Annotated in this window: 12 protein-coding genes and 1 tRNA gene; 10 read left to right on the top strand and 3 right to left on the bottom strand. The window is 61.3% G+C overall.

From position 1 onward, the window contains the following. Window positions 1–3 precede the first annotated feature (3 nt). A complete protein-coding gene (locus tag AABM52_RS15560) occupies window positions 4–1,158 on the bottom strand; it encodes a PatB family C-S lyase (protein WP_347906628.1) in 1,155 nt (384 codons plus the stop codon). 311 nt (window positions 1,159–1,469) lie between these two features. Between AABM52_RS15560 and fdnG the strand changes: the two genes are divergently transcribed. From fdnG to AABM52_RS15525, 7 genes are all read left to right on the top strand, one after another. Then, window positions 1,470–4,535: a formate dehydrogenase-N subunit alpha gene (gene fdnG, locus AABM52_RS15555; protein WP_347906627.1), complete on the top strand. Its 3,066-nt coding sequence runs from the start codon at window positions 1,470–1,472 to the stop codon at window positions 4,533–4,535. Next, window positions 4,536–5,471 carry a formate dehydrogenase subunit beta gene (gene fdxH, locus AABM52_RS15550; protein WP_347906626.1) on the top strand — a complete coding sequence of 312 codons (936 nt, stop codon included), beginning with the start codon at window positions 4,536–4,538 and terminating at the stop codon, window positions 5,469–5,471. Continuing rightward, the gene (locus AABM52_RS15545; protein ID WP_347906625.1) at window positions 5,468–6,133 is read left to right on the top strand and encodes a formate dehydrogenase subunit gamma; all 666 of its coding nucleotides are present in this window, start codon (window positions 5,468–5,470) and stop codon (window positions 6,131–6,133) included. The genes fdxH and AABM52_RS15545 overlap by 4 nt, the downstream gene beginning before the upstream one ends. Before the next feature lie 3 nt (window positions 6,134–6,136). Continuing rightward, window positions 6,137–7,063, top strand: a complete 927-nt coding sequence (gene fdhE, locus AABM52_RS15540; protein ID WP_347906624.1) for a formate dehydrogenase accessory protein FdhE — start codon at window positions 6,137–6,139, stop codon at window positions 7,061–7,063. 51 nt (window positions 7,064–7,114) lie between these two features. Next, window positions 7,115–8,545, top strand: coding sequence for an L-seryl-tRNA(Sec) selenium transferase (gene selA, locus AABM52_RS15535; RefSeq protein ID WP_347906623.1), 1,431 nt, complete (start codon window positions 7,115–7,117; stop codon window positions 8,543–8,545). After that, window positions 8,542–10,449 carry a selenocysteine-specific translation elongation factor gene (gene selB, locus AABM52_RS15530; RefSeq protein WP_347906622.1) on the top strand — a complete coding sequence of 636 codons (1,908 nt, stop codon included), beginning with the start codon at window positions 8,542–8,544 and terminating at the stop codon, window positions 10,447–10,449. The genes selA and selB overlap by 4 nt, the downstream gene beginning before the upstream one ends. 32 nt (window positions 10,450–10,481) lie before the next feature. Further along, window positions 10,482–10,577: transfer RNA gene (locus AABM52_RS15525), tRNA-Sec, on the top strand. A gap of 8 nt (window positions 10,578–10,585) precedes the next feature. Here AABM52_RS15525 and AABM52_RS15520 read toward each other — a convergent pair. Continuing rightward, window positions 10,586–11,914, bottom strand: a complete 1,329-nt coding sequence (locus tag AABM52_RS15520; RefSeq protein WP_347906621.1) for an OprD family porin — start codon at window positions 11,912–11,914, stop codon at window positions 10,586–10,588. Window positions 11,915–11,977: 63 nt separating this feature from the next. Further along, a complete protein-coding gene (locus AABM52_RS15515; protein ID WP_046043338.1) occupies window positions 11,978–12,631 on the bottom strand; it encodes a hydrolase in 654 nt (217 codons plus the stop codon). Window positions 12,632–13,088: 457 nt separating this feature from the next. Between AABM52_RS15515 and tssB the strand changes: the two genes are divergently transcribed. From tssB to tssA, 3 genes are read left to right on the top strand one after another with little or no spacing between them, the layout of a single operon-like run. Next, entirely contained in the window at window positions 13,089–13,592 is a 504-nt protein-coding gene (gene tssB / locus AABM52_RS15510) for a type VI secretion system contractile sheath small subunit (RefSeq protein ID WP_347906620.1), read from the top strand. Between the two features lie 34 nt (window positions 13,593–13,626). Further along, window positions 13,627–15,165, top strand: a complete 1,539-nt coding sequence (gene tssC / locus AABM52_RS15505; protein WP_347906619.1) for a type VI secretion system contractile sheath large subunit — start codon at window positions 13,627–13,629, stop codon at window positions 15,163–15,165. A gap of 40 nt (window positions 15,166–15,205) precedes the next feature. Then, a complete protein-coding gene (tssA, locus tag AABM52_RS15500) occupies window positions 15,206–17,155 on the top strand; it encodes a type VI secretion system protein TssA (protein ID WP_347906617.1) in 1,950 nt (649 codons plus the stop codon). Window positions 17,156–17,173: the final 18 nt, after the last annotated feature.

Here is a 17,173-nt window from a genome sequence, read left to right as displayed (position 1 = left end):
GGGTCAGGCCTTGAGATGGCGCAAGCTGCGCTCCATCCGCGCAATGCCTTCTTCCAGCAGCGAGCGTGGGCAGCCGAAGTTCAGGCGTACGAACTGTTTGCAGTCATCGCCGAAGTCCAGGCCGGCGCTCAAACCCACCTTGGCCTGTTCGAGGAAGAACTGCTGCGGGTCGTCCAGCCCCAGTGCCGTGCAGTCGAGCCATGCCAGGTAGGTGCTTTGCGGCAGGTTCATGGTGATGCCCGGCAGGCGGGTGCGCACGGCCTCGGCGAGGAAGTCGCGGTTGCCTTGCAGGTAGACCTTCAACTCGGCCAGCCATGGCGCGGCTTCGCTGTAGGCGACGCGGGTGGCTTCCATGCCCAGCGGATTGACGCTGTCGACCATGCCGCAACGCGCGTGGTTGACCTTCTCGCGCAGGTGACGGTCCTGGATGATCATGAACGAGGTCTTCAGGCCGGCGATGTTGTAGGCCTTGCTCGCCGACATCAGCGTGATGGTGCGCTGGGCGACTTGCGGGCTCAGGGTCGCCATGGGAATGTGCTGGCGACCGTCGAAGCACAACTCGGCGTGGATCTCGTCGGAAATGATCCAGGCATCGTGCTCAAGGCAAATGTCGGCAATGGCTTGCAGTTCTGCGCGGGGGAAGGCCTTGCCCAGCGGGTTGTGCGGGTTGCTCAGCAGCAGTGCGCCACCGCCTTGCAGCGACTGACTGAGGGTATCGAGCGGCGTGGTGTAGGTGCCGTCGGCTTGCCCATCGAAATTCAGTTCGACCTTGTTCAGACCCCAGTGGCCCGGCGCATGGCGCAGCGGCGGGTAGTTTGGAACCTGGACCACGACGTTCTGTGGCGCCTGCACCAGTGCCTTCAACGCCATGTTGAAACCGGACTCGACACCCGGCAGGAAAATCAGCTCCTGGGGCTCGACGCGCCAGGCGTACTTGTTCCAGAGGTCGGCAACGATTGCCTCGCGCAGGTCATCCTGGGCCACGCTGTAGCCGACCATCGGGTGTTCCAGTCGCTTTTGCAGGGCCTGGATGATCACCGGCGGCGCGGCGAAATCCATGTCGGCGACCCACATCGGCAACACGTCGGCCGGGTAGCGGCTCCACTTGGTACTGCCGGTGTTATGGCGGTCGAACACCTGATCAAAATCGAAAGTCATGCGCAAATCTCATAAAGGCCGGGTTAAACATGGCTGCCATGATAAGCGCCAATCCCTGTAGGAGCGAGCCTGCTCGCGAGGCGTAGTGTCAGTCGACATTAATGCCGGATTTGCCGGCCTCTTCGCGAGCAGGCTCGCTCCCACAGGTTGGATGCCCTGGCTCGCATCGGGGAATCGCCCGACAGTCGGCTGTCATGGTGAATTCGACAGCATTGACTACAGTTTGTAGTGTCGGCAGCCAGACTGCCCCGACCGTGGTTGTTCAAAAAAGCCCGGCCATGTTCCGGGTTCCACCTGATCAGGAGTGCACGATGGATCTCAGCCGTCGTCAGTTCTTCAAGGTCGCCGGTATCGGCCTTGCAGGCTCTAGCCTGGGCGCGTTGGGCATGGCCCCGACGGTTGCCTTTGCCGAACAGGTGCGTCACTTCAAGCTCGCCCACACCCATGAAACCCGCAACACCTGCCCGTATTGCTCGGTCGGTTGCGGCTTGATCATGTACAGCCAGGGCGATACGTCGAAGAATGTCGCGCAAAACATCATCCACATCGAAGGTGACGCCGACCACCCGGTCAACCGCGGCACCCTGTGCCCCAAAGGCGCAGGCCTGCTGGACTTCATTCACAGCCCCGGCCGCCTGCAATACCCGCAGGTGCGCAAACCCGGCAGCACCGAGTGGACCCGCGTCTCCTGGGATGAAGCCCTCGATCGCATCGCCGACCTGATGAAGGCCGACCGCGACGCCAACTTCGTCGAGAAGAACGCCCAGGGCCAAACGGTGAACCGCTGGCTGACCACCGGTTTCCTCGCGGCATCGGCGGCGTCCAACGAAGCCGGCTACATCACCCACAAGGTGGTTCGCAGTCTCGGCATGCTGGGGTTCGATAACCAGGCGCGTGTCTGACACGGCCCGACGGTGGCAAGTCTTGCCCCGACGTACGGCCGTGGTGCCATGACCAATACCTGGACCGATATCGCCAACGCGAATCTGGTCCTGGTGATGGGCGGCAACGCAGCAGAAGCGCACCCGTGCGGCTTCAAATGGGTGACCGAAGCCAAGGCGCACAACAAGGCGCGGCTGATCGTGGTCGATCCGCGTTTTACCCGGACCGCCTCGGTGGCCGACTATTACGCGCCGATCCGCACCGGTACCGACATCGCCTTCATGGGCGGGCTGATCAATTACCTGCTGACCGAGGACAAGATCCAGCACGAGTACGTGCGCAACTACACCGACGTGTCGTTCATCGTCAGAGCCGGCTATGGCTTCGAGGACGGGATCTTCAGCGGCTACGACGCGGCCAAGCGTCTCTATACCGATAAATCCGGTTGGGGCTATGAGCTCGGTGAAGACGGTTTTGCCAAAGTCGACCCGACCCTGCAGGACCCACGCTGCGTCTATCAATTGATGAAGCAGCATTACAGCCGCTACAACATCGACCTGGCGAGCCAGATCTGCGGCATGCCGGTCGATGCCATGCAGAAAATCTGGGAGGAGATCGCCACTTGCTCGACGCCGGGCAAGACCATGACCATTCTCTATGCACTGGGCTGGACCCAGCACTCGACTGGCGCGCAGATGATCCGCAGCGCGGCGATGGTTCAACTGCTGCTGGGCAACGTCGGCATGCCGGGCGGGGGCGTGAATGCCTTGCGCGGGCACTCCAACATCCAGGGGCTGACAGACCTGGGCTTGTTGTCCAACTCACTGCCGGGCTACCTCACGTTACCCGGCGATGCCGAACAGGACTACAACGCCTACATCGTCAAACGCACGCAAAAACCGTTGCGCCCGGGGCAACTGTCCTACTGGCAGAACTACGGCAAATTCCACGTCAGCTTGATGAAAGCCTGGTACGGCGCCAACGCCACGGCCGAGAACAACTGGGCCTACGACTACCTGCCGAAACTGGACATTCCCCAGTACGACATCCTTAAGGTGTTCGACCTGATGGGCCAGGGCAAGGTCAACGGCTACATGTGCCAGGGCTTCAACCCTATCGCGGCGCTGCCGGACAAAAACCGGGTGATGCTGGCGTTGGTGAAGTTGAAGTGGCTGGTGGTGATGGATCCGCTGGCCACCGAAACCTCGGAGTTCTGGCAAAAGGTCGGGCCGTACAATGACGTGAACAGCGCCGAGATCCAGACCGAAGTCATTCGCCTGCCCACCACCTGCTTTGCCGAAGAAGACGGCTCGCTGGTCAACAGCAGCCGCTGGCTGCAATGGCACTGGAAGGGCGCGGACGGCCCCGGCGAAGCGCGCACCGACATCCGCATCATGAGCGAGCTGTTCCTGCGTTTGCGCCAGCGCTATCAGGCCAATGGCGGCAAATACCCCGATCCGATGCTCAAATTGTCGTGGGCGTACAAAATCCCCGACGAGCCTTCGCCTGAAGAACTGGCCAAGGAAATCAACGGCTACGCCACCACGGACTTCACCGACGCGACGGGCGCGGCAATCAAGGGCAATTCACAACTGGCCGGGTTTGGTCAACTCAAGGATGACGGCAGCACGGCGTCCGGTTGCTGGATTTTCTGCGGCAGCTGGACCGAACTGGGCAACCAGATGGCCCGCCGCGACAACAATGACCCGTACGGCATGCACCAGCATCAAGGCTGGGCCTGGGCCTGGCCGGCCAATCGGCGGATTCTCTACAACCGCGCCTCGGCGGACCCGCAAGGCAAGCCGTGGGATCCGAAAAAACGCCTGGTGTGGTGGAACGGCAAAACCTGGGGCGGCACCGACGTGCCGGACTACAAGGCCGACGTACCGCCGGAAGCGGGAATGAACCCGTTCATCATGAACCCCGAGGGCGTGGCCCGATTCTTCGCCGTCGACAAGATGAACGAAGGCCCGTTCCCCGAACACTACGAGCCGTTCGAGACGCCGATCGGCATCAACCCGCTGCACCCGCAAAACAAGAAAGCCACCAGCAACCCGGCGGCGCGGATCTTCGATTCGGTGTGGGACTCCCTCGGCGTGGCCAAGGATTACCCGTACGCCGCCACCAGTTACCGGCTGACCGAGCATTTCCACTTCTGGAGCAAGCATTGCAAGCTCAACGCGATTGCCCAGCCGGAGCAGTTCGTGGAAATCGGCGAAGTGCTGGCCAAGGAAAAAGGCATCGTCGCAGGCGATAAGGTACGGGTCAGCAGCAAGCGTGGCTTCATCGAAGCGGTGGCCGTGGTGACCAAGCGGATTCGTCCGCTGCAGGTCAACAATCAGGTGGTGCACCAGATCGGCATTCCGTTGCACTGGGGCTTTACCGGCCTTACGCGCCACGGTTACCTGACCAACACCCTGGTGCCGTTCCTCGGCGATGGCAACACCCAGACCCCGGAATCCAAGTCATTCCTGGTCAACGTGGAGAAAGTCTAAATGGCCAGCCAAGACATCATTGCCCGCTCGGCCACCACCACACCCGCACCCTCGGTGCGCGGCATGGAGGAAGTCGCCAAGCTGATCGACACCACCAAATGCATCGGCTGCAAGGCCTGCCAGGTCGCCTGTTCGGAATGGAACGAGTTGCGTGACGAGGTCGGCCATAACCATGGCACCTACGACAACCCGCAAGACCTAACCGCAGAAACCTGGACGTTGATGCGCTTCACCGAGCACGAGACCGACGCCGGCAACCTGGAATGGCTGATCCGCAAGGACGGCTGCATGCATTGCGCCGAGCCCGGCTGCCTGGCGGCATGCCCCAGCCCGGGGGCAATCATCAAGCACGTCAACGGCATCGTCGATTTCGATCAGGATCATTGCATCGGTTGCGGCTATTGCATCACCGGGTGTCCGTTCAACATCCCGCGCATCTCGCAAAAGGATCACAAGGCCTACAAATGCACCTTGTGCTCGGACCGGGTGGCGGTAGGGCTGGAACCGGCCTGCGTGAAAACCTGCCCGACCGGTGCCATCGTGTTCGGCTCCAAGGACGACATGAAGGAGCATGCGGCCGAGCGCATCGTCGACCTCAAGAGCCGGGGCTTTGAAAACGCCGGCCTGTACGACCCCGAAGGCGTCGGCGGCACCCACGTGATGTACGTGCTGCACCACGCCGATACACCAAGGCTGTACGCCGGCTTGCCCGATCACCCGGCGATCAGTCCGTTGGTGGGGTTGTGGAAAGGCATCAGCAAACCCCTAGCGCTGCTGGCCATGGGCGCGGCGGTGCTGGCCGGGTTCTTCCACTACGTGCGCGTCGGCCCGCAAATCGTCGAAGAGGATGAACATCCGCAGCCGCCGGACACCGCCGTGCATGAAGTCGATCCGTCGGTGCATACCTTCGATCCCCGTGGGGAGGGCAGGCCATGAGCAACAAGACGATCCTGCGCTACACCAGCAATCAGCGCACCAATCACTGGCTGGTGGCGATTCTGTTCCTCATGGCCGGGCTGTCCGGGTTGGCGCTGTTCCATCCGGCGCTGTTCTGGCTGAGCAACCTGTTCGGCGGCGGGCCATGGACACGCATCCTGCATCCGTTCATGGGCGTGCTGATGTTCCTGCTGTTCCTCGGCCTGGTGCTGCGCTTCTGGCGCGCCAACTACTTCATCGCCAATGATCGCCTGTGGCTCAAGCGCATCGACCGGGTGATGAAAAATGAAGAGGAGGGCGTCCCGCCCATCGGCAAATACAACCCCGGGCAGAAGCTGCTGTTCTGGACTTTACTGCTGTGCATGCTGGTGCTGTTGTTCAGCGGGCTGGTGATCTGGCGTGCGTACTTCAGCGAGTATTTCGGCATCACCACGATACGCTGGGCGATGTTGCTGCATGCGCTGGCCGGTTTCGTGCTGATCCTGAGCATCATCGTGCACATCTACGCCGGCATCTGGATCAAGGGCTCGGTCAGCGCCATGTTGCACGGCAGGGTCAGCCGCGGCTGGGCCAGGAAACATCACGAACTCTGGTATCGCCAAGTGACTCAAGATGAGACCCGCGACGAAGCTCCCGAGCGACCGATCACTAAAAAGGGCTGACATTTGCCAACCATCCTCGAACCTGGAGAAATCGAAGCGGCGGCCAGTTCGCCGCCGTTTCTGTACATGCCACCGCATAACCTATTCAGCCTGCGCGCCCAGCGCCTGGAAACCCTGGCCGAAGGGCACCCGCTGGCCGATTACCTGCGCCTGATCGCCGGGTTGTGCCGGGTGCAGCAACAGGTGCTGGACGACCCGCCCTCAAGCGCACCCCTCGACCGACAACGCATCGAATTGTGCCAGCAACACGGCTTGCCGCCGTTCGCGGCCGACAGCCTGGCGCGCGAAGACGATTGGCAGCTTTACCTCGATGCTTTGTTGCAGCGCTATAACGCACCGCCGCAATCCGCCGTGGCCGACGCCGTGGACACCTTGCGCATGGCTGGTGCCGGGCAACGTCGTAGCTGGGCGGTAGCCTTGGTCAGCGGCCAGTATTCGCTGCTGCCGGCCGCGTTGGTGCCGTTTCTCGGCGCGGCGCTGCAAACAGCCTGGAGCCACTGGCTGTTGAGTACGCCGAACCTGGCACTGACCGCCGGCGACAGTCTCAGCCAGTGCCCGGCCTGTGGCTCACCGGCCATGGCCGGGGTCATCCGCCATCGTGGCAAGCACAACGGCTTGCGTTACCTGGTCTGTTCGCTGTGCGCCTGCGAGTGGCATGTGGTGCGGGTCAAGTGCGTGTATTGCGAGCAGAGCAAGGGCCTGGAATACCTCAGCCTTGAAGATGATCGCCATGCCGCCAACCAGGCGCCGTTGCGCGCTGAAATCTGCCCCGGTTGTAACTGTTATCTGAAGTTGCTCTATCTGGAGAACGATGCGGACGCCGAAGCGTTATCGACCGACCTGTCCAGCCTGATGCTCGACATGCGCCTGAGCCAGGACGGTTATCAGCGTCTGGCACCCAATCTGTTGCTGGCGCCGGGAGACGAATAACCGCAGCGTCTACACTCTGGCGCGAGGGTCATTCGTTTTCAGGAGCGCCAGATGTCTGCACGCAGTGCCAGCCAACCCCTGCGTCTACCTTCCATCGACAGTCTGTTGCGTCACCCGGCGTGTCGGCCGTTGGCCGAGCGCTATGGGCGCCACGCCTTGCTGGGCGCCTTGCGGCTATTGCTGGATGAGCTGCGCGAAGGGGTACGGCAGGGTTTGCTCGAAGCTGTGGAAGTCAGCTCCGAGGTGCTGGCGGGCAGGGTCGGCGAGCGATTGGCCATCCAGCATCGCAGCCATGTGTGCCGGGTGTTCAACCTCACCGGCACGGTCTTGCACACCAACCTCGGCCGGGCGCTGTTGCCCGAGGAAGCGATCGAGGCGGTGCAAATGGCCGCGCGTTATCCGCTCAACCTGGAATTCGACCTGCGCAGCGGCAAGCGCGGAGACCGCGACGACCTGATCGAAGACTTGATCCGCGAACTGACCGGCGCCGAAGCGGTGACCGTGGTCAACAACAATGCCGCAGCCGTCCTCTTGACCCTCAACAGCCTGGGCGCGCGCAAGGAAGGGATTATTTCCCGGGGCGAACTGATTGAAATCGGCGGCGCCTTCCGCATCCCCGACATCATGGCCCGTGCCGGGGTGAAGCTGGTTGAGGTCGGCACCACCAACCGCACCCATGCCCGCGACTACGAGGCGGCCATCGGCCCGCGTAGCGGCTTGATCATGCGCGTGCATGCGAGCAACTACAGCATCCAAGGCTTCACCACCAGCGTGCCGACCGCCGAACTGGCGCAACTGGCCCACCAGCACGGTTTGCCGCTGCTCGAAGACCTCGGCAGCGGCAGTCTGCTGGACTTGACCCGCTGGGGCTTGCCGGCTGAGCCGACGGTGCGTCAGGCACTGCTCGATGGCGCGGACATCGTTACCTTCAGTGGCGACAAACTGCTCGGCGGACCACAGGCCGGGGTGATTGTCGGCCGCAAGGAACTGATCGCCAGGATCAAGAAAAATCCGCTCAAGCGTGCGCTGCGGGTCGACAAAATGACCCTGGCCGCCCTGGAAGCGGTGTTGGTTTTGTACCGCAACCCGGACCGACTGGCCGAGCGTTTGCCGAGCCTGCGCCTGTTGACCCGACCACAGGCCGATATCCTCGCCCAAGCCGAGCGTTTGCTGCCAGCGCTGGCCCAAGTGCTGGGTGACGGCTGGAGCATCAGCGCCATGCCGGCGCTGGGCATGATCGGCAGCGGCAGCCAACCGGTGGCGCGGCTGGCCAGTGCAGCACTGTGTCTGCGTCCTCTTACGTCCAAGCGCTTGCGCGGGCGCTCGCTGTTGACGCTGGAAGAGGCCTTTCGCCGCTTGCCGATTGCGGTCCTGGGGCGAATTGACGATGACGCCCTGTGGCTGGACCTGCGGCAACTGGACGACGAACCGGCATGGCTGGCGCAGCTTGATCAATTACAGGTGGAGGGCCGGGCAGGGTGATTGTCGGCACCGCAGGGCACATCGACCATGGCAAGACGGCGCTGCTCCAGGCGTTGACCGGTCAGGCAGGTGACCGGCGCCGCGAAGAGCGCGAGCGCGGCATGACCATCGACCTCGGCTACCTGTATGCCGCGCTGGAGGCAGATGCGCAGCTAACCGGATTCATCGACGTTCCCGGCCATGAGCGCTTCACCCACAACATGCTGGCCGGGGCGCAGGGTATCGATCTGGTGTTGCTGGTGGTGGCCGCCGATGACGGGGTGATGCCGCAGACCCGCGAGCACCTGGCGATTGTCCAGTTGCTGGGCATCCCTCGGGCACTGGTGGCGATCAGCAAGTGCGACCGGGTCGACAGCGCCCGGGTACAGGACGTGCGCGAGCAGATCCGTACCTTGCTGGCGCCCGGGCCGTATGCCGATGCACCGCTGATTGCGCTGTCGAGCGTGACCGGCGAGGGCATCGAAACCCTGCGTCAACAATTGCTGCAAGCCCAGCGTGAAGTTCAGCAACGCAGCACCGAAGGAGGTTTTCGCCTGGCGATCGACCGGGCCTTCAGCGTGGCCGGGGCCGGTATCGTGGTGACTGGCACGGCGCTGTCCGGCCAGGTCGCGGTGGGCGATACCCTGCTGTTGGGGCCACAAGGCAAACCGGTGCGCATCCGTGGCCTGCACGCGCAAAACCAGGCCACCGACCACGCCTTTGCCGGCCAGCGCGTGGCGTTGAACCTGAGTGCCGAACGGCTGGCCCTGGAACACATCCATCGCGGCCACTGGTTACTCGCCGAAGGCCTGTATGCGCCCACCCAGCGCCTGGACATCGACATGCAGTTGCTTGCCGGCGAACCCCGGGCCTTCGAACACTTTCAACCGGTGCACGTGCACCTCGGCACTCAGGATGTGACCGGGCGCGTCGCCTTGCTGGAAGGCACCTGCCTGGCGCCGGGTGGACGGATGTTTGCGCAACTGCTGCTCAATACAGCGGTGCATGCGGTGAAGGGCGATCCGTTGATCCTGCGTGACCAGAGTGCTCAACGCACCCTTGGCGGCGGTCGGGTGCTCGACCCGTTTGCCCCCACCCGGCAACGCCGCAGCCCCGAACGTCTGGCTCAACTGGGGGCGCTAGCGAACAGTGCCGGGCTGGAAAATGTTTTGCCGGCATTGCTGGCCCATAGCGACACAGGGCTCGATCCGCAGCGCCTGGAGCGGCAATTCAACCGACCGCGCAGCAGTTGGGTGTTGCCCGCTGATGTGCGCCTGATCGACACCCGCCAGGGCGCGTTGCTGTTCAGTGCCAGCCGTTGGGAAGCCTTGAAGGCGCCTTTAGTGGACCAGCTCGCGCGTTTCCATGAACTCGAACCGGATCAGATGGGCCCGGACCGGGATCGCCTGCGTCGATTCACCGGCAGCACGCTGGAACGCCCGACGTTCATCAGTCTGCTCGATGAGTTGTTGGCCAGCGGCGACATCACCAGCAGCGGTCCGTGGTTGCACCTGCCCGGGCACCAGGTGCGCTTGAGCGAAGAGGATGAAGCCCTGTGGCTACAATTGCAGCCGCTATTCGAACAGGCTGGATTCGACCCGCCCTGGGTGCGCAACCTGGGACATGACGAAGCAACCGTCCGCGCATTGCTGCGCAAAATGGCGCGCCTGGGCTTGATGCACCAGGTGGTGCGCGACCTGTTTTACACCGACAGCGTGATTCACCGATTGGCGGCTATGCTGTTGCAACTGGCGAACGCCAACCCGGTGATCCAGGTGGCGGCGTTTCGTGATGCGGTGGGTCTGGGGCGCAAGCGCAGTATCCAGATATTGGAATACTTCGACCGTATCGGCCTGACCCGACGCTTTGGAGATCGTCGGCAGATTCGCCTGGACAGTGCGTTGGCCCAGCGCACAGAGCACTGATTCAGGGACATGATTCAAAGGCATGGTTTCAAGGAAGGCAATCGCGCCCGGTGGCGCGGCCGGGCTTCAAACCCGGTTGGGGACGGCATCCGTTCCCGGGCAGGTTCGACTCCGGCTGCCTTCCGCCATTTTCCGGTCAGAACGGCCCGAAGTCCAACGGGTACTGGATGACCACGTACACCCGGTCGATGTCGTCGCCTGCCTGCGCCGCGTTGGCCCGGTGCGACACATGGGACAGTTGCAACGACAAACCCTTGGCCGCCCCGGACTGCACGACGTAGTGCAGGTCGATGTCTCGCTCCCAGTGCTTGCCCCCATCACCTTGTTGCGGCACGTAGGTGCCGGTCGCCGGGTCGAACGGGTTATAGGCGCCGCCTTGCGGTGCATGGGTGCCGTCGATCTGGTCGCCGGTGACGTAGCGGGTCATGAACTTCAGGCCGGGTATCCCGAAGTTGGCCAAGTCCAGGTCATAACGAACCTGCCAGGAACGTTCATGGGCGCCGTTGAAGTCGGCGTACTTGATCGAGTTGGCGAGGTAAATGGAGTCGCCACCGACAAAATCGAACGGCGTATCACCATCGACTTTCTGGTACGCCAGGGTGAAGCCGTGAGCGCCCAGCGTGTATCTGCCGGACAGGCTGTACGCGGTGTTGTCGATGGCGCCGGCCAGTGCCTGGCCAGTGTCCCGGGTGTGATAGAGGTTGGCGTCGAGGAACACTTCTGACTGCTTGAAGTGCAGGTTGCCGTAGTACTGATGCCAGGTGTCGGTCAGATCCGAGGCATACAGGGCGCCGCCGACCGGGCTTTGGGTAAACAAGTCGGCGCCGACAAACGAAATGCCGCCGGCCTCGGTGTTGGCGCCATAACCGAAAAAGTCGCCCTTGCCTGAAGCACTGTCCTGATTCTTGAATGCCGTGAAGTGGCCGGCCTGCAGGTTCATGCCGTCGATTTCGCGGCTGTTGAGCAGAAAACCGGTGGCGTACTCCGGTTGCAGTCGTTTGTCCGCGGTGTCGAACACTGGGGATTCAACCTCCATCTCGCCAAACGCCAGGGTGGTGTTCGATGCCTTGAGCTTGATCGCGCCGCCACCGCTGGAGTAGTTGCTTTCGCTACGACCGTCACTGCCCACCGGCAGCAATCCGGTCCCGGAATGGCCCTTGCCGCCATCGAGCTTGAGTCCGACAAAGGCATGGGCATCGAGGCCGAAGCCAACAGTGCCCGGCGTGAAACCGGATTCAAATGCGCTGATGAAACCTTGAGCCCATTCGGCCTTGTAGCTTTTGCCGGTCGGCGAGGGGGATCGATAGTCGCTGTTCAGATAGAAGTTTCGGCTGAGCACGCCGAGGGTCGCACCCTCGAAAAATCCTACGGATTCTTTCGCCGATTCTTCGGCCAGTGCGTGGGTAGTCAATAGGCAGAAGCACAGGGCAATGGCCGCCCTGGAGTCTTGTGGGGAAAGGATCATCAATGGGTCACCACCGGGGCAGCGACTGCGTCGGGAACGCAGTCGCCGGTTTTTCAACGGACCTTAATGGCCTTCGGATGCACCAAACATGGTCTTGGCGTAGATAAGGCCCAGACCGTAGGCACCACCGTTGGCAATCGAGGTTTTCACCGTTTCGTCGTAGGTCTCGCTGCGGGCCCAGTCACGTTGCAGTTCCAGCAGGTATTGCAGCGACGTCATCGGCCGGGCACCGATCTGGATCATGCGCTGCATGGCCATTTCATGGGCCTCGGTGCTGACATCGCCGCAGGCGTCGGCAATCACATACACCTCGAAACCCTGGTCAATCGCCGACAACGCCGGGCCAACAATGCAAACGGAGGTCCACAGCCCGGCCAGGACAATCTTTTGCTTGCCGATGGCGTTGACTTCCACGGCAATGCGCTCGTCTTCCCAGGTGTTCATGCTGGTGCGGTCGATCACGTTGTGTTCCGGGAACACGGCCTTGATTTCGTCGAAGATCGGCCCGGAAAAGCTCTTCTCGGCGACGGTAGTGAGAATGGTCGAGACCTTGAAGCCCCGCGCTGCCTTGGCCACCAGTGCGGCGTTGTTGCGCAGGGTGACGGCGTCGATCGACTTGGTCGCGAAGGACATCTGCGACTGGTGGTCGATCATGATCAGGGTGTGATCGGTCGGGGTCAGCAGGGTTTTGCCGGGTACTGCCTTTGCAATGGCCATGACACTGTCCTTACGGGTGTGTGAGTGAGGACGTCATGGTTGCGTAGATCGGGACGGGAATATTGAATCGGTGTGCTGTCTTTGATGACAGGTGCACCGCTGGGTTATGACTAGATCGACTGGAGTGAGATCCATTACTCATAGCAAAAATTGTGTGTTGGCATGACCAGATTTGAATATCTCGCTCTCGTCCTACAAATTAACTTCTCTTTTGTTGATTGACCCTGTGGGAAATGTCCGAAAGTGCCACAAGGGGATGGAGAATTAACTTCGGATGCTTCATCGTTTATAGACGGAGAGACGAAAATTGTCTCTCGGGGTTACGGCTTCTATGCATTAAAAGGAATTTAAGGGCTGTGGATGGCAACTCTGCGAATAGAGTTGGTCGCCGTTCTGGATTCCAGTCTTATTTATCTTCGTGATGGTTTTTACTGTTGCGCGGGTGTCAGGAGGAATGATGACTGCAAGTAGTTTTCAAAACGAAGTGCCCAAGGCTCGAGTCAATATCAAGCTCGATTTGCACACGGGTGGCACACAGAAAAAAGTCGAGTTGCCACTGAAGTTGATGGTGATGGGCGACTACAGCAACGGTAAGGAACAGCGTCCGCTGTCCGCAAGAAACAAAATGAACATTGACAAGAATAATTTCGACAGCGTTTTGTCCGAGTATTCCCCAAGCCTGAAGCTGGCGGTGGAAAACACGCTGGTCAATGACCACTGCGACACCACTGTGGAATTGAGTTTCCGGGCCATGAAAGACTTTGAGCCGGAACAGGTGGCGCGGCAGATTCCACAGCTACGCGCACTGTTGGCCATGCGCAACCTGCTGCGCGATCTCAAGTCGAACCTGCTGGACAACGCGACCTTTCGGCACGAGTTGGAGCGCATCCTCAAAGATGATGCGCTCAGTGATGAACTGCGTGCCGAACTGGCTGCCCTGGCTCCCAAAGAAGTTCGTTAATTTCCCTTCGGTTCGCTTCACAGGAATACTAAAAATGTCCGTTGAACATTCTTCCGCGCAATCGCGTGGCGATACAGTGTTGTCTGAAGAAAGCCAGGGTATATATAGCGCTTTGTTCAGCAAGATCAATCTGAGTCCAGTAGAAGAGTTGGCCGGTTTCGACTCCTTTCAGGATAACGAAGCATTGTCCGAGGCCTCTGCCGATGAGCGCGTGACCGCTGCCGTCAGCGTTTTCCTGAACTTGCTCAAGCAGTCTTCACAAAAAGTCGAGCGTCTGGATAAAGCACTGCTCGATGAGCACATTGCATCGTTGGACGAGCAGATCAGTCGCCAGCTCGATGCCGTCATGCACCATCCAGACTTCCAGCGCGTCGAGTCGACCTGGCGCGGTGTGAAATCGCTGATCGACCAAACCGATTTTCGCCGCAACGTTCGCATCGAGTTGCTGGATGTCAGCAAGGATCATTTGATCCAGGATTTCGAAGACGCACCGGAGATCGCCCAGAGCGGGTTGTATTTCCATACCTACACCCGGGAATACGACACGCCGGGTGGCGAACCGATTGCTGCGGCCATTTCCAATTACGAATTCGACCGCAGCCCTCGGGATATTGCCTTGCTGCGCAATGTTTCCAAGGTGGCGGCGGCGGCACACATGCCGTTCATTGGTTCTGTCGGTCCGGCTTTTTTCGGCAAGGAATCGATGGAAGAAGTCGCTGCGATCAAGGACATCGGCAACTACTTCGACCGCGCGGAATACATCAAGTGGAAAGCCTTTCGCGACAGTGACGATGCCCGCTACATCGGCCTGACCATGCCGCGGGTGCTCGGTCGTCTGCCCTACGGTCCTGACACCATAGCCGTGCGCAGTTTCAACTACATCGAAAGCGTCAAGGGGCCGGACCACGACAAGTATCTGTGGACCAACGCCTCGTTCGCGTTTGCCGCGAACATGGTCAAGAGTTTCATCAGCAACGGCTGGTGCGTGCAGATCCGCGGCCCGCAGTCGGGTGGCGCGGTCACCGGCCTGCCGATTCATCTGTACGACCTGGGCACCGGCAATCAGGTGAAAATCCCCTCGGAGGTGATGATTCCCGAGACACGTGAGTTTGAATTCGCCAACCTCGGTTTCATTCCATTGTCGTACTACAAGAATCGCGACTACGCGTGTTTCTTCTCCGCCAACTCCAGCCAGAAACCCGCTCTGTACGACACCGCCGACGCCACCGCAAACAGCCGTATCAACTCGCGTTTGCCGTACATATTCCTCCTGTCCCGCATCGCTCATTACTTGAAAATGATCCAGCGCGAGAACATCGGAACCACCAAGGATCGTCGCTTGCTGGAGCTTGAGCTCAACAAGTGGATCGGTGGGCTGGTCACCGAAATGACCGACCCCGGCGATGATTTGCAGGCTTCGCACCCGCTGAGTGAGGCGCAGGTGACGGTGGAAGACATCGAGGACAACCCCGGCTTTTTCCGCGTCAAGTTGTACGCCGTGCCGCACTTTCAGGTGGAAGGCATGGACGTCAACCTGTCACTGGTTTCGCAGATGCCCAAGGCCAAAACCTGAGCCTGTTCAAACCCGAGTCATTTCGTAGGGAACGAATGTCATGAAGATCGACCGCCCCCTGTGGGCCGCGGGGGCGTTGCTGTCTCCGCAGCAATTCCAGCAGCAGGCGCGCTGGGAAGCCTGGACCAATGAGTGCCTTGCGCACCTGTCGTTGGTACATCCCTGGGGTGTACAAACAGTGGAAGTAGATCTGCAGGCGCTGCGCCTGGGCAAGCTCAAACTGACCAGGCTGCACTTGCGCATGGCCGACGGTACCCTGGTCGATACCGATCATGTCGATCGCCTGCCTCCAGCGCTGGAGTTGGCCCGGCAGCTGCCTGATGACAGTCAGAACGTCACGCTGTTGCTGGCCTTGCCGCTGGAACAGGGCAATGGCAATAACTGCCTGTTCGACGGGGGCAGGGCCGATCGACCGATGCGTTATCGTCAGGACTGGCGCCAGGTTCAAGACGTGTTCGGCGATGAGGTGCAATCGATCGGGGTGCTGGAGCATGCCTTGAGCTTGCGCCTGGAAAACGATGACAACGCCGATTACCTGACTTGCCCGATTGCCCGTCTGACACGTGACGGGCAGGGGGCCTGGATGCTCGACCCGGGCTATGTACCGCCGCTTCTCAGCTTTGCTGCTCACCCGGGTTTGCTGACCCAACTGGACAACCTGTTGACCCAGTTGTGGGCCCGCTTGCACAAAGACGGCGAGGTCGGGCTCGCCGATGGCCTTGGCCTGCTGGCCGCGCTGGTCGGGCATTACGCGCAGCAGGTGCTGCCTGTGCGGCCCAACAGCCGCAAGATGGCCCTGGAGTGGCTGGCCGGCAGCAAGGTGCTGGACAGCCTGTCGCTGTATCCGGAGGTTGTGCGCAGCGAAGCTGAGCGCACGGTCTCGGCGCTGGCCTGGCTGGAGCAGGGTCTTGGCGCCTGGCCGCAGGACCAGCGCCCGGCCCTGGGCGCGCTGTATGCCGCGCTGTCTGCACGGTTGGCGCAGTCCGGTGGGGTGGATGCCCTGGTGCCGCAGAACAGTGCCAGCCATGAAGTAAACACCCCATCGGATGTGCCGGGTGTCACAGCCATCAAGTCCGGGCGCGATCTGTTGGACAGTGGCCGGGCCCTGGCGGGCTATCTGCGTGAACAACCCCAGGGCTGGCTGGCGGCCCATCGGCTGATGACAAGCATGCGCTGGGACACGCTGCATCAGCCGCCGCCTCAGGACATCAATGGCAATACCCGTCTGGCCCCCCCACGTGGCGACTACAAGGTACAACTCAAGCGACTGCACCTGCAGCAGAACTGGCAGGAACTGCTGGATCAGGTTGAAGGAATGTTCGCCGAGGGCGTGAATCATTTCTGGCTGGATCTGCAGTGGTATGTGTACCAGGCGTTGAGAAAGCAACCCGCGCCGCTGGACAGCTGGGCCGATGTGGCCAAGCGCGACCTGGGGATGTTCCTTGAGCGTCTCCCGGGCCTGGAGGCCCTGTGCTGGAGCGACGGCACACCGTTCGCCGACGAGACCACTCGCGAGTGGATCGCTCAGCATGTCAGCGGTAATCAGTCCCAACAGTGGTTGCCTGTTCCGGCAACGACAGCCATCGATGCGGATACCGAAATCCTGTCCCTGGAAGCCCAGGCTCTGGCGCAAGCCGACAGCGATGGGGTGGAGGCGGCGCTGGCCTGGCTGGCCGCACGGCCCGATGTGCACACAGGCCGACAGCGCTGGCTGCTGCGCCTGTTGATGACGCGGGTGGCCGAGCAGTACGGCAAGAGCAACCTGGCCATTCACCTGCTGGGTGAACTGGATGCCATCGCCCAGCGCCAGGCCCTGGCGGAGTGGGAGCCGGACCTGAACTTTGAGGTCAAGGCCCGCCTGCTCAAATTGCTGCGCCTCAAAGCACAACGCAATGACGCGGATAAACCCGCTCTGGCCCGGCGCATGGACGCGTTGCTGGCGGCGCTGGTAGCCATCGATCCGGTACGCGCCGCAGTGCTCTGCGGCTGAACCTCATTTATCAGGATG

This window comes from Pseudomonas grandcourensis, from assembly GCF_039909015.1.
Lineage (GTDB): Bacteria > Pseudomonadota > Gammaproteobacteria > Pseudomonadales > Pseudomonadaceae > Aquipseudomonas > Aquipseudomonas grandcourensis.
Note: the sequence above shows the minus strand (reverse complement) of the source record. Positions and strands in the feature narration are given on the sequence as shown.